Raw genomic sequence first — 13,486 nt, 5'->3', positions numbered from 1 at the left:
GATTATTCCGGGAACTTCGAGACGATGATGAACATCACGGTGCCGGCGAGCATGGTGATGAAGGAATAGGTGTAGAGGGACAGCGCGAAGGGCTGGAACAGCATCAGGAAACCGATGGCGATCAGCGCCGTCGCGATGTTTTCCATCAGGCCGCGCCTGGCCCAGACCGGCCAGCGCGTTTTGCGTTTTACGGGCTTGGTCATGCTCATTTGCGCACCGCGCCGAAGGTGATGCCGCGCAGCAATTGCTTGCGAAGCAGGATGGTGAAGACAAGGATCGGAACCAGGAAGATCGTCGTGCCCGCCGCAACCGCCGGCCAGTCCTGGCCGCCTTCGCCGATGATGGTCGGGATGAACGGCGGCGCGGTCTGTGCCGTGCCGGACGTGAGCAGCGAGGCGAACGCATATTCGTTCCAGGCAAAGATCAGGCAGAAGATGGCGGTCGCGGCAATGCCTGTGGTTGCCTGCGGCAGCACCGTGCGCCAGAACGCCTGCAGCCGCGTATAGCCATCGATCATCGCCGCCTCCTCATATTCGCGCGGGATCTCGTCGATGAAGCCTTTCAGCAACCAGACAGCGAGCGAGACGTTGACGGCGGTGTAGAGCAGGATCATGCCGAGCGCGGTGTCGGACAGGCCAAGCTCGCGGTACATCAGGTAGATCGGGATGGCGACGGCGATCGGCGGCATCATGCGCGTCGACAGGATGAAGAACAGAAGGTCGTCCGCCAGCGGCACCTTGAAGCGCGAGAAACCATAGGCCGATAGCGTGCCGAGGAACACCGCGCAGAAGGTTGAGCCGAAGGCGATGATCAGCGAGTTGACGAAGCGCGGCAGGAAGTTGGACGGGCCGGCGATGACCATGTTGCGCTCGCGCGCGGTCTCGTCGCAGATGCCCGTCGCCGGGCCTAGCGAATTGATGTACTCCGGCGTCTGCCGGGTCCGCGTCGTGAACAGGTTGCAGTAGCCCTCGATGCTCGGCTGGAAGACGATCTTGGGCGGATAGGCGATCGAATCCGGCGGCGTCTTGAAGCTGGTGGCGAAGATCCACAGCAGCGGCACGATCGAGATCAGCGCATAGGCGATGATGATCGCACCCGCGATCCGCTTCGAGTTGGCGCTGGGGGCGACGACGGAATGGGCTGATGTCAGGCTCATCTCTGCTTCACCTTGTTGAGCGCCTTGACGTAGATGTTGGCCAAACCAAACACCGCGACGAAGAGTATGATGGCGAAGGCCGAGGAATAGCCGGTGCGCCAGCTCTCGAAGGCCTGCCGCTTCAGCGTGATCGAGGCGACCTCGGTGGTCGAGCCCGGCCCGCCACCGGTGAGCAGGTTGACCATGTCGAACATCTTGAAGTTCTCGATGCCGCGAAACAGCACCGCCAGCATGATGAAGGGCAGCGCCATCGGCAGCGTGATCGACCAGAACTGCCGCCAGTTGGAGGCGCGGTCGACCTCGGCCGCTTCATAGATGTATTCGGGGATCGAACGCAGGCCGGCGAGGCAGATCAGCATCACGTAGGGCGTCCACATCCAGGTGTCGACGATGACGATGGCCCACGGCGCGAGCTGCACGCTGCCCAGCATCTCGAAGGAGGAAGGCGGCACGCCCGTGAAAAAGGCGACGATGTAATTGAAGAGCCCGGTCTGAGGTTGGTAGAGGAAGCGCCAGAAATTGCCGACCACGGCGGGCGACAGCATCATCGGCACCAGGATGATGGTGGTCCAGAAGGCGTGGCCGCGGAACTTGCGGTCGATCAGCCAGGCCAGCGTGAAGCCGATCACCGTCTGCAGCAGGATGGTCCAGAAGACGAAATGCGCCGTCGTCTGCATGGCGATCCAGACATCCTGGTCGCCGAGGATGCGCTGGTAGTTGGCAAAGCCGAGGTTCTTGACAACCTCGTTCGACCGGTTGGCGCGGTAATTGGTGAACGACAGATAGATCGCCCAGAACAGCGGGAAGATGTTGATGGCGAGCAGCAGAAGGATCGTCGGCGAGATGAACAGCCACGCCAGGCCCTTGTCGCTGATGCCACGGACTTTGCGCGCCAACGGTTCCGGGGTCGCCCGGGCAACGCTGTCCGCGGTCCGATTGAGCATGGTCATTCCTGCTTCGGTCACGTGCTCGTCTCGATGATGGATTTTATCTGAACTGTGTCCCGTGCCAAGGGCGGCACGGGACACTCGGCCATGGCTCGGGAGGAGCCTTACATCTTGCCGTCGTCCTGGAAGGTCGATGTCCAGTCCTTGACCAGGCTGTCGAGCGCTTCCTTGGCGGTGCCCTGGTCGGCCACGACGTAGTCGTGGACGCGCTTCTGCATCGCCTGCAGCAGTGTGGCGTAGCTTGGCTCAGCCCAGAAGTCTTTCACCATCTGCATCGATGCGAGGAAGTCAGGGGCGAAGGGCGCGCTTTTCGGGAACGACGGGGCTTCCACCACTGCCTTCAGCGCCGAGTAGCCACCGATCTCCCACCACTTCTGCTGAACAGCCGGCTGGGCGAACCACTTGATGTACTTCAGCGCGGCGTCCTTGTGGTCCGAGTATGAGACCACCGAGATGCCTTGGCCGCCAAGTTGCGTGAAGTGAGCGTCCGGCCCGGCAGGGTTGGGGAAGAACCCGATCTTGTCGCCACCGACGTTCGGGTCCTTGTACAGACCGGGGAAGAACGCGAACCAGTTCATCTGCATGGCCACCTGACCTGACTTGAAGGCGTCAAGCCCCTCCGACATGTAGGCGTCGGTCATGCCCGGCGCGGTGCAGCACTTGTAGAGATCCTTGTAGAACTCGAGGCCCTTCACCGCGCCCGCCGAATTGACGAAGCCCTTCATGTCGTACGGCTTCTTCGGATTCTCGTATTGAAAGCCGTAGTCGTAGAGGACGTTTGTCACGCCCATGGTGATGCCTTCAGAGCCCCGCTCGGTGAAAATGTAGGCGCCGTAGACCTTCTTGCCGTCGATATCGCGGCCCTGGAAGAACTTGGCAATGTCCTTGAGCTCATCATAGGTCTTGGGCGGCGCCAGATCGCGTCCGTATTTCGCCTTGAACTCGGTCTGCAACTCGGGGCGCGAGAACCAGTCCTTGCGATAGGTCCAGCCGACCGCGTCGGCCATCGCCGGCAATGCCCAGTAGTTCGGCGTGTTCTTCGGCCACTCCGAATAGCCAAGGACCGTCGCCGGCACGAAGTCGTCCATGCTGATCTTCTCCTTGTCGAAGAAGTCGTTCAGCTTGACGTAGTGGCCGTTCTCGGCGGCGCCGCCGATCCACTGGCTGTCGCCGATGATCAGGTCGCACAGCTTGCCGTGCGAGTTCAGTTCGTTGAGGAAGCGGTCGGCGTAGTTGGTCCACGGCACGAACTCGAATTTCATGCCGATGCCGGTCTGCTTGGTGAAGTCCTTGGACAGTTCGACAAGCGCGTTGGCGGGGTCCCAGGCGGCCCAGCACAGCGTCAGGTCTTCAGCGTGCGCGACACTCGAGACGGCGGTCGACGCTGATATCGCCGAGGCCAGTCCCAACGCCAGTTTCAAGCTCGATTTCATGCCTTCCTCCCATTTGCGAAACACGCCCGGATGACGAGTTTCAAGAACCCTCAACCCCTCTCCTCAGGGGCCTAAACATGGCGGCGCGGCAGCGCGGCGGATGTTTAGTAATTTGTTTAGTGATGCAATTTTTACTAAACAACGCAAGCGAATTCGTTGCTGCGTCGCAGCATGACGAAACCGGGTGATTGAAATCGTTGGGAAATGACCGCCGGGCGGTTCTTCCGGCAACCTGTCAGCCGACCGGGATGACGATGTTCGGGTTTGGCATCACCGGCCGGAGCGGAGGCGCGGGCGGCAACAAGGCGCGTATGTCGGCGAAGGGGAATCTGGGCTCAAAGCGAAAGGCCTCGGCCAGTGAACCGGAGACGCCGTTGCATTGACCGGCGCGAAACTCGTTCTGGATGCGCGCCCTGTCGACATATTGCTCTGGCCCCTGCGACCGATGCATCCGGATCGCCTTCGCCTTGATGTCGCCATAAGCGGAAATATCGACATAATGTGTTGGCGAAAACCCGGTGCCGCCCATCGTGTCGGCGTGGACAACCGGAACACCGAACGAGGCCGCGATCCGCACGCCGTCCGACAGCGCGCGGTGATCGGCGTGATAGTCGTTGGGTGCATGCGTGATCACCAGATCCGGTCCGGTCTCGCGTATCAGCGTTTTCAGCGCGCCGATCAGCGCGGCATCGGCCATCAGCTCGCCATCGGGAAAGTCAAGGAAGCGCGGGGTCGCGCCAAGCAGCGCAGCGGCAGCGGTCGCTTCCTCGCGACGGAAGCGGGCGAGAACCGTGGGGTCGCTCTTGCCGCCCCTGGCCCCATCCGTGGCCACGGCAAAAGTGAGTTCTGCGCCTTGCGCCGCATAGGCCGCCATCGTACCGAACATGAAGATCTCGATGTCATCCGGATGCGCACCGAGCGCCAGTATTTTCAAGCTACTCTCTCCCGGAAATGGAAAAACGTGACGAACGGAATTCTGCTCGCCCTGATCGCCTATGCAAGCTATTCGGGCAGCGATGCCGTTATCAAGAGCCTGGGCGGACAGTTCACCGTCTTCGAGATCGGCTTCTTCACGACCTTGTTTGCCGGCTTGTTCCTGTTCTTCACGCGCCCGGTGGGCGAGCGCTGGCGTGATTTCTGGCGCATGAAGCGGCCGTGGGCCGTGCAGGCGCGGGCCTGGGCCGGCATCGCCTCCGGTGTGCTCAGCGTCTATTCCTTCACCACCATTCCGCTGGCCGAAGTCTACGCCCTGGTCTTTCTGGCTCCCTTGCTGGTCACCATCCTGTCGACCGTCATCCTGAAGGAAAAGGTTGGCCCCTGGCGGTGGTTGGCGGTGTTTGCAGGCTTTGCCGGGGTGATGCTGGTGGTGCGGCCGGGTTTTCGTGAATTGAACCTCGGCCATCTGGCCGCTTTTGTGAATGCCTTCCTCGCCGCGACCATCATCATCCTGATGCGATCGCTTGCCCAGCAGGAAAAGCGTACATCGATGCTCGGCGTGCTCGTGGGCTATGGCCTGCTGTTCAACGGGGTCGGCGCCGCCGCCACCTTTTTCACCTTGCCGAATGCCATGCAGCTTGTCTGGCTGGTGCTGGCGGGCGCTTTCACCGCAGGCGGGCAATTGCTGCAGCTGCTGGCAGCCAAATACGCGCCCGCCAACCGGATCGCCCCGACGCATTATTCGCAGATCGTCTGGGCGGTGATCCTCGGCGCCCTGTTCTTCCGGGAATACCCGGACTGGCTGTCGCTGGTAGGTCTCGCGGTCGTTGGCGGCTCCGGCCTGCTGACCATGGTGCGGGAAGAGGCACGGCTGGGCACGGTGCGCTGGAACCCGTTTTCGCGGACCCGACTTTGAGTGTGTATCAGCCGCACACGTTGCATGGCGACCGCGACCGCTGATATGCGGACGCGATGACGACAAAACCCCTGCCGGAGCTTCCGGTATCCGCCGTGCTGCCGGCGCTCAGCGATGCGCTCGGTCATGGCAACAGCGCCGTGTTGGTGGCGCCGCCCGGCGCCGGCAAGACGACGCTGGTGCCGCTGGCGCTGCTCGATGCGTCCTGGCTGGGCGCCGGCAAGATCGTCTTGCTCGAACCGCGCCGGCTGGCCGCCCGCGCCGCCGCCCGCCGCATGGCCGAACTGCTTGGCGAGGAGCCCGGCGCCACCGTCGGCTATGCCATGCGCATGGAAAACCGCACCTCGGCGAAGACCAGGATACTGGTTGTCACTGAAGGCGTGCTGGCGCGGATGATCCTCGACGATCCCGAACTGCCCGGCATCTCTGCGGTGATCTTCGACGAATTCCACGAGCGCTCGCTCGACGGCGATTTCGGTCTGGCGCTGGCTGTTGACGTGCAAGGCGCGCTACGCCCGGACCTGCGCTTGGCTGTGATGTCGGCGACGCTCGACGGCGCGCGTGTCGCCAAGCTGCTGTCGGGCGCGCCGGTGATCGAAAGCGAAGGCCGCGCCTTTCCCGTCGACATCCGCTACGACGAACGGCCAGCCGGCATCGCGATCGAGGACGCCATGGCCAAGGCGATCCGCTCGGCCCTTGCCGACGAGAGCGGCAGCGTGCTCGCTTTCCTGCCCGGTCAGCGCGAGATCGAGCGCACCGCCGAACGGCTGGCCGGCAAGCTCGGCGCCGACACCGATATCGTGCCGCTCTACGGCATGCTCGACGGCAAGCAGCAGGACGCGGCGATCAAGCCGTCGCCATCCGGCCGCCGCAAGGTGGTGCTGGCGACTTCGATCGCCGAGACGTCCATCACCATCGACGGCGTGCGCGTCGTCGTTGATTCCGGCCTCTCGCGCCTGCCGCGCTACGAACCGGCCAGCGGCTTGACGCGATTGGAGACGGTGCGCGTCAGCAAGGCCTCCGCCGACCAGCGGGCCGGCCGCGCCGGTCGCACGCAGCCGGGTGTCGCGGTCCGGCTGTGGCGCGCCGAGCAGACGGCGGCATTGCCAGCCTTCACGCCACCGGAAATCCTCGAGGCCGACCTGTCCGGATTGATGCTCGACTGCGCGGCCTTCGGCGTCGCCGACCCGACCAGCCTTGCCTTCCTCGATCCGCCGCCGGCTCCCGCGCTCAATGAGGCCAGGGCGTTGCTGGGCGCGCTTGATGCGATCGATGGAGCAGGGCGCCTGACCGAGGCGGGCGCCGCGATGCGCCGGCTCGCTCTGCCGGTGCGGCTCGCCCATATGGTCGCCGAGGCGGCGAAGACCGGCCATGCCCACGAGGCGGCGATGCTTGCCGTGCTGCTCACCGAACGCGGTCTCGGCGGCGACGGCGCTGATCTTGAGCGGCGGCTGATGCGGTTCCGCTCCGAGAGATCGCCGCGCGCCACCGCCGCGCGGCAGCTTGCGGAGAGGCTGGCGAAACAGGCCTTACCCTCCCCCTTGAGGGGAGGGTCGGCGACCGAACTGAGCGCAGCGAAGCGAGAGAGACGGGGTGGGGTCGCCGATGGCGTGCCCGAACCGACCCCACCCCGATCCGCTTTGCGGATCGACCCTCCCCTCGAGGGGGAGGGTGGCGCGGGCGCTCTCCTTGTTCATGCCTGGCCGGATCGCGTCGCCAAGGCGCGTGGCGAGCGCGGCCGCTTTGTCCTGGCCAATGGCTCAGGCGCCATGCTCGATGCCGCCGATCCGCTGGCGGGCGAGACCTGGCTCGTCGTCGCCGACCTGCAAGGCAAGGCGCAGAATGCGCGTATCGCAGCGGCGGCGCCCATCGATGAATCCGATGTTCGTGCAGCGCTGGCCGACAGGATCGAGACCCGCCGCGAAACCAGTTTCGACCGGGACAAGCGCGCGGTGCGCGTGCGCGAGACCATCCGCCTTGGCGCCATTGTTATCTCCGAACGCATGCTGCCGGCGCCAGCCGGCGCCGATGCCGACCGGGCGATCCTCGATGCCTTGCGTGAGCACGGGCTGTCGCTGCTGCCGTGGAGCAAGGAAGCCGAAACGCTTCGCCAGCGCCTGTCCTGGCTGCATCGCGGCCTTGGCGCGCCCTGGCCCGATGTGTCCGATGCCGCGCTCATGGAACATCTCGACGACTGGCTGCTGCCGTTCCTTTCCGGCGCGGCGTCGTTCTCAGCGATCGATCCGGGTGCGATTTCGGCTGGCTTGGCGACGCTTGTGCCGCACGACCTTCAGCGCAGGGTCGAGGCCCTGGCGCCCACGCATTTCGACGCGCCGTCAGGCAGTCGCGTGCCGATCCGCTATGACGGCGAATGGCCGGTTCTGGCGGTTCGCGTGCAGGAACTGTTTGGCCTCGACCGGCATCCGTCGATCGCCGGTGGAACCGTGCCGCTGACGCTTGAACTGCTGTCGCCAGCGCACCGCCCCATCCAGACGACGCGCGATCTGCCAGGCTTCTGGCGGGGGTCCTGGGCCGATGTGCGCGCCGACATGCGCGGCCGCTATCCCAAACATGTCTGGCCGGAAAACCCGCTGCTGGCCGCCGCCACCAGCCGCGCCAAACCGCGCGGCACCTAGCGTTTCCAGTCTCGCGCCTGTAATCCTTGATCATGATCAATATCGTCAGAACACCCGACTTCCAGCAAAGCCAGAGGCTGCGCCTCAACACGCTGATCCGGCTGCGCTGGCTTGCCATTGTCGGCCAGAGTCTGACGGTGCTCGTCGTTGCCTATGGCCTGAAATTTCCGCTGCCGGTCAGCCTGTGTTTCGCGCTGATCGCCTGCTCGGCCTGGATGAACCTGTTTCTCGCCTTTCGCTTTCCGGCGGCGCATCGGCTCACGCCGTTCGCGGCCTTCGGCATCCTGGTCTTCGACAGCCTGCAGCTTGCCGGACTGCTCTACATGACCGGCGGCCTCACCAATCCGTTCTCGCTGCTGATGACGGTGCCCGTGGTCATCTCGGCGACATCGCTGCCATTGCGCCTCACCGCGATCCTTGGTGCGCTGGTGATGACGGCGGCGACCCTGCTGGTCTTCCTGCATTTGCCGCTGCCCTGGTATGAGGGGGCGCCGCTGGTGATGCCCTTCATCTATGTCGCCGGCATGTGGATGGCCGTGCTGTCCTCCATCGCCTTCACGGCGATGTATGCCTTCCGGGTCGCCGCGGAAGCGCGGCTTCTGGCCAACGCACTCGCGGCCACCGAACTGGTGCTGCAGCGCGAGCAGCACCTTTCGGCGCTGGATGGCCTGGCGGCGGCAGCCGCGCACGAGCTTGGCACACCGCTCGCCACCATCACGCTTGTCGCCAAGGAGATGGAGAAGGCCCTTGGCAAGGATCCGAAATACGGCGAGGATGTCAAACTGCTTCGCTCGCAGAGCGAACGCTGTCGTGAAATCCTCAAGCGCCTGACCAGCCTGTCATCGGAGGGCGAGGCGCATCTGGCGCGGCTGCCGCTGACGTCGCTGGTCGAGGAGGTGATCGCTCCGCACCGCGACTTCGGCATTTCGATCAAGCTTCGGCCAGGCGAGCGCACCGGCCCCGAGCCTGTCGGGCGGCGCAATCCCGGCGTCATCTACGGCCTTGGCAATCTGGTCGAGAACGCCGTCGATTTTGCCCGCAAGACCGTCACGATAAGCTGGAACTGGGACGAGGCCGCCGTAACCTTCTCGATCATCGACGACGGGCCGGGTTTCCCCGCCGAGATCATCGACCGCATCGGCGAGCCCTACATGTCGACGCGCCAGGGCACCGAAGCCGGCGGCGGTCTGGGTCTCGGCCTCTTCATCGCCAAGACGCTGCTGGAGCGTTCGGGCGCCGCGCTTGATTTTCGCAATTCGAGCGGGCTCGGCGAGGGCGCCATCGTGCAGATATCATGGCCGCGCAGCGTCTTCCTCAATCCGGAATCGGCTTCGGCCAACATGTTTGACACTGCGTAAATTGGACAATGGCGCTGCGGAGCGATATCTGCGTAAAATTCAGGCAGCAGGAATGACAGACGATGACAGGCGACGAAACGATTGGAGCAATGGTTGAAGGCGAGGACACCTCGCTGCTGATCGTCGACGACGACAAGCCATTCCTCACCCGCCTTGCCAGAGCCATGGAAACAAGGGGCTTTGTGGTCGAGACCGCCGAGAGCGTCGAGGAGGCTGTTGCAAAGGCGCGCGCCAATCCGCCAGCCTATGCCGTGGTCGACATGCGGCTCGGTGACGGCAATGGTCTCGACGTCGTCGCCGCCATTCGCGAAAAGCGCGAGGATGCCCGCACCGTGATCCTGACCGGCTACGGAAACATCGCCACCGCGGTGACGGCCGTGAAGCTCGGCGCCGTCGACTATCTGTCGAAGCCAGCGGACGCCGACGACATTTTCGGGGCCCTGACCCGCACGACCGGCGAGCGCGCCGCGCCGCCGGAAAATCCGATGTCGGCCGACCGCGTGCGTTGGGAACATATCCAGCGCGTCTATGAAATGTGCGACCGCAACGTCTCCGAGACCGCCCGCCGGCTCAACATGCATCGCCGCACGCTGCAGCGGATACTCGCCAAGCGCGCGCCGCGCTGAGATCGCTGGACACGCAGATCAATTGCCTCGGGCCAGTTTCTACTTATGGCGGAGCATACCAATAGCCGAAATTCGCGCTGCCCCTCATTGCCCTGCCGGGCATTTCTCCCCGTATAGAGACGGGGAGAAAGAGGCTGGCCGCAATGTTAGCGCCCTCCTTGCGACGTCGGTGATTGGCGAAATCGGCGATGACAGCGCCCCTCTCCCCGTCGCTATACGGGGAGAGGATGCCGGCAGGCAGGTGAGGGGCAGCGCCGACATTTGGACAATGAAGCCCGCCGAACAGGCGACTTAACGGAGGCTAAATGCAGGATTTGAAGCCGCGCCCGGTCTCCATCTTCCGCGAGTTTCTCGATGGCGAGGCGGCCGGCGGCATCATTCTCATGGCGGCCGCCGCCCTTGCCCTGATCGTCGCCAATTCGCCGCTGGCCGGAGCATACTTCTCCGCCCTGCATGCCTATGTCGGACCGCTCAGCGTGTCACACTGGGTCAATGACGGGCTGATGGCCGTGTTCTTTCTCCTCGTCGGCCTCGAGATCAAGCGCGAGATGCTGGACGGCCAGCTCTCGACCTGGCCACGCCGCGTCCTGCCCGGCATCGCCGCGGCAGGCGGCATGCTGGTTCCCGCGCTCGTCTATGTCGCCATCAACCGCAACAACGCGGCTGCCTTGTCCGGCTGGGCGATCCCCACCGCCACCGACATCGCCTTCGCACTTGGCGTGCTGTCCCTGCTTGGCAAGCGCGTACCGGCATCGCTGAAGATCTTTCTCACCGCGCTCGCCATCATCGACGATCTCGGCGCCGTCATCATCATCGCCATATTCTATACGAAGGGCCTGTCGCTCGCCTATCTGGGGGCGGCGTTCGCGGTCATCGCCGCTCTCATCGTGCTCAACCGCATGCGCGTGGTGACCCTGGTCCCCTATATCGTGCTCGGCGTCATCCTGTGGGTGCTGGTGCTGAAGTCGGGCGTCCATGCCACGCTCGCCGGCGTGGCGCTCGCGCTGACCATACCGCTGAAGGTTTCCGCCGGCACCGGGCATGATCTCGACCATTCGCCGCTGCACCGGCTCGAGCACGCCCTGCACAAGATCGTGCCCTTCGTCGTCATCCCGATCTTCGGCTTTGCCAATGCCGGTGTCTCGCTGGCCGGGTTGAGCGCAGCCGCGCTCGTCGAGCCGCTGACGCTGGGCGTCGCTGCCGGCCTTGTCGTCGGCAAACTGGTCGGCGTGTTGGGTTCCTCCGCAATCGCCATCCGGCTTGGCTTCGCCGACCTGCCGGTCAATGCCGGCTGGCTGCATATGCTCGGCGTCTCGCTGCTGTGCGGCATCGGCTTCACCATGAGCCTGTTCATCGGCCTGCTCGCCTTCGCCAGCGACGTAGCGCTGCAGGACGCGGTCAAGGTCGGCATCCTCGCCGGCTCCTTCGTCGCCGCGCTGCTCGGCGCTGCCGTTTTGCTGATGGCGCCGCCTGCGGGTGGGGTGGACGAGGACGAAGGGTAAGGCCTGTTTGCAATTCTTGGTTCCTCGCCCCCGCGAAGCGGGGGGAGGAACCCAGGTTCTGCGAGTTATTCGCTCTCACCCTCGACCACCGGCACGGAAACACCCGCAAGCTCCGCCGCCAGCAGCCGCGCCGCGCCGGCCCGCGCGATGCGGAGCATCAGCGCCTTGCGTGTTGCCGCCGCCATCCGGTGCTCGGGCGCATCGCGCAGGATCTCGGCGCCGTAGCCATCGGAGAGGATGAAGCCGCATTCCTCTGGAAAAATCTGCGAGGGCACGCCGGGGTGCGTGGCGAAGAAGAAGCGGTCGGAGTGCAGCCGGTAATCTGGCCATTTGCGGTCGACCTTGAAATCCTCGATCGAGGATTTGATCTCGATGATCCAGATGTCGCCCTGGCGGGTCAGTGCGACGAGATCGGCGCGGCGGCCGGTCGCCAGCGACAGTTCGGGCAGCACATGCGCGCCCATGGCCGTCAACAGCCGCTGCACGCCGCGTCGAACCAGCATGGCGCGTTCGGACTGGCGACCGTCGATGAGGGGGTTGAGGGGAATCGGGGAGATGATTGGCATGGCCGGCACCATGCCAGATTTTGTTCACGGTTTGAACCCGTTTGTTGAGGGCGATTGTCGCTTTGACAGACCTTGAGTTTGCCGGTCCGCTATGCCGACGGCGAAACGATACCGCCGGCGGAGCGACACGCCCGCCATAACATCCAAAATCGGACAATCCGGCCGGTCATCGCCATGGCAGGCATGGATGAGCTTCTGCAAAGGTAGCCAGCATCGACTGCAGTTCGCGCGAGCTTTCCTCGATGGCGGTGACATGCGCGGCGGCGATTTCGCGTACATCCTGGCTGGCGCGGCCGCGATCCTGGTAGAGCGCCATCGACTGGCGGCAATCCTCGATGGAAAAGCCGAGGTTGCGCGCGCGGCGCAGGAAGGCCAGCCCGTTGATGTCGTCGTCTGAATAGTCGCGGTAGCCATTATCAGCGCGCTGGGGTCGGATCAGGCCGATCTCCTCGTAGCGGCAGATGGTCTTGGTAGCCGCGGATGGTCTTGGCCGGCAGGCCGGACCGTTGGGCTGCATCACCGACATTCATGGCGGCTCCCCGATTCCAGGTAACCGTTCGATGTCGCCCTCATTGAATTTCCTTCACAATCCTGTGAGGCATGTTGCCGAAATGCCATAGTGATAAGGTTACCAGCCCGTCAATTCCCGCATATCGGCATCGCGCGCTTGGCAAGCAAAGCAAATGCCAGCATGAATGGCGGTGAAAAGCGGCTGACTCGGGCCGCTGACGTTGGGCGGGGCATCGGATCAACTTATGCGCATGAAGTCGTTTGCAATCGTCGCCGCTCTTACCCTGTCAGCTGCCATCAGCGGTTGCAGCACCATCGGGTCGCAAATATTCTCCAACGACTATGGCGCGGTCACAGACGCTGGCTACCAGCTGCCGCGCATCCCGATCGAGAAGGTGCCGAGGCAGTTCCATCGGCAAGAGGTGGACTACGACACCAAGGAAAAGCCGGGCACGATCATCGTCGATACCCAGAACAAGTTCCTCTACTTCGTCGAGGATGACGGCCGGGCCATTCGCTACGGCATTGGCGTTGGCCGCGAGGGATTCGAATGGCACGGCACCGCGCACGTTGCGCTGAAGCGTGAATGGCCGACCTGGACGCCACCGCGCGAAATGGTCAAGCGCCAGCCGGAACTGGCCAAGTTTGCCAACGGCATGGATCCGGGGTTGAAGAACCCGCTCGGCGCGCGCGCTTTGTATCTGTTCAACAAGGGTGGCGACATGGGCTATCGCCTGCATGGCAGCCCGGAATGGAACTCGATCGGCAAGGCGATGTCGTCAGGCTGCATCCGTCTGATGAACCAGGATATCATTGACCTCTATGATCGTGCCGAAGTCGGCGCCAAGGTCATTGTTCTTTAGGCCATGGTCCGGGAAATCCGGTTGTCGGAAAGATCGT

At 64.0% G+C, this 13,486-nt stretch carries 12 protein-coding genes and 1 pseudogene; 6 read left to right on the top strand and 7 right to left on the bottom strand.

The features are described from left to right. Positions 1-2 precede the first annotated feature (2 nt). The 5 genes from ABVQ20_RS18975 to ABVQ20_RS18955 form a co-directional block, all read right to left on the bottom strand. A complete protein-coding gene (locus ABVQ20_RS18975) occupies positions 3-209 on the bottom strand; it encodes a hypothetical protein (RefSeq protein WP_354461030.1) in 207 nt (68 codons plus the stop codon). Beyond that, the gene (locus ABVQ20_RS18970) at positions 206-1,156 is read right to left on the bottom strand and encodes a carbohydrate ABC transporter permease (protein ID WP_354461029.1); all 951 of its coding nucleotides are present in this window, start codon (positions 1,154-1,156) and stop codon (positions 206-208) included. Before ABVQ20_RS18970 ends, ABVQ20_RS18975 begins: the two co-directional genes overlap by 4 nt. Continuing rightward, complete coding sequence (locus ABVQ20_RS18965) at positions 1,153-2,100, bottom strand: carbohydrate ABC transporter permease (RefSeq protein WP_227349287.1); 948 nt, start codon at positions 2,098-2,100, stop codon at positions 1,153-1,155. Before ABVQ20_RS18965 ends, ABVQ20_RS18970 begins: the two co-directional genes overlap by 4 nt. 107 nt (positions 2,101-2,207) lie before the next feature. Next, positions 2,208-3,536, bottom strand: coding sequence for an extracellular solute-binding protein (locus ABVQ20_RS18960; RefSeq protein ID WP_354461028.1), 1,329 nt, complete (start codon positions 3,534-3,536; stop codon positions 2,208-2,210). 235 nt (positions 3,537-3,771) lie between these two features. Beyond that, positions 3,772-4,470 (bottom strand): PIG-L deacetylase family protein, encoded by a 699-nt coding sequence (locus ABVQ20_RS18955; RefSeq protein WP_354461027.1) that lies wholly within the window; start codon positions 4,468-4,470, stop codon positions 3,772-3,774. A gap of 27 nt (positions 4,471-4,497) precedes the next feature. Here ABVQ20_RS18955 and ABVQ20_RS18950 point away from each other — a divergent pair, with 27 nt between their 5' ends. The 5 genes from ABVQ20_RS18950 to nhaA all read left to right on the top strand — a co-directional run bounded on the left by ABVQ20_RS18950 (position 4,498) and on the right by nhaA (position 11,510). After that, a complete protein-coding gene (locus ABVQ20_RS18950; RefSeq protein WP_354461026.1) occupies positions 4,498-5,388 on the top strand; it encodes a DMT family transporter in 891 nt (296 codons plus the stop codon). A gap of 56 nt (positions 5,389-5,444) precedes the next feature. Continuing rightward, complete coding sequence (hrpB, locus tag ABVQ20_RS18945) at positions 5,445-8,024, top strand: ATP-dependent helicase HrpB (RefSeq protein ID WP_354461025.1); 2,580 nt, start codon at positions 5,445-5,447, stop codon at positions 8,022-8,024. Between the two features lie 32 nt (positions 8,025-8,056). After that, positions 8,057-9,382 carry an ActS/PrrB/RegB family redox-sensitive histidine kinase gene (locus tag ABVQ20_RS18940; protein WP_354461024.1) on the top strand — a complete coding sequence of 442 codons (1,326 nt, stop codon included), beginning with the start codon at positions 8,057-8,059 and terminating at the stop codon, positions 9,380-9,382. A 62-nt stretch (positions 9,383-9,444) separates the two neighbouring features. Next, complete coding sequence (locus tag ABVQ20_RS18935) at positions 9,445-10,008, top strand: ActR/PrrA/RegA family redox response regulator transcription factor (protein ID WP_354461023.1); 564 nt, start codon at positions 9,445-9,447, stop codon at positions 10,006-10,008. 305 nt (positions 10,009-10,313) lie between these two features. Next, the gene (gene nhaA / locus ABVQ20_RS18930; RefSeq protein WP_354461022.1) at positions 10,314-11,510 is read left to right on the top strand and encodes a Na+/H+ antiporter NhaA; all 1,197 of its coding nucleotides are present in this window, start codon (positions 10,314-10,316) and stop codon (positions 11,508-11,510) included. Positions 11,511-11,575: 65 nt separating this feature from the next. On the opposite strand, the gene ABVQ20_RS18925 is transcribed toward nhaA, so the two are convergent. Together ABVQ20_RS18925 and ABVQ20_RS18920 are read right to left on the bottom strand one after the other, a co-directional pair. Further along, a complete protein-coding gene (locus tag ABVQ20_RS18925; protein WP_354461021.1) occupies positions 11,576-12,076 on the bottom strand; it encodes an MmcB family DNA repair protein in 501 nt (166 codons plus the stop codon). A gap of 24 nt (positions 12,077-12,100) precedes the next feature. After that, positions 12,101-12,606, bottom strand: a pseudogene (locus ABVQ20_RS18920) (MerR family DNA-binding protein). 225 nt (positions 12,607-12,831) lie between these two features. Between ABVQ20_RS18920 and ABVQ20_RS18915 the strand changes: the two are divergent. After that, positions 12,832-13,449: a L,D-transpeptidase gene (locus tag ABVQ20_RS18915; protein ID WP_354461020.1), complete on the top strand. Its 618-nt coding sequence runs from the start codon at positions 12,832-12,834 to the stop codon at positions 13,447-13,449. Positions 13,450-13,486: the final 37 nt, after the last annotated feature.

It is taken from the genome of Mesorhizobium shangrilense, assembly GCF_040537815.1.
Classification (GTDB): domain Bacteria; phylum Pseudomonadota; class Alphaproteobacteria; order Rhizobiales; family Rhizobiaceae; genus Mesorhizobium; species Mesorhizobium shangrilense.
The sequence above is the reverse complement of the archived record's forward strand: the minus strand, read 5'-3'. Positions and strand labels throughout refer to the sequence as shown.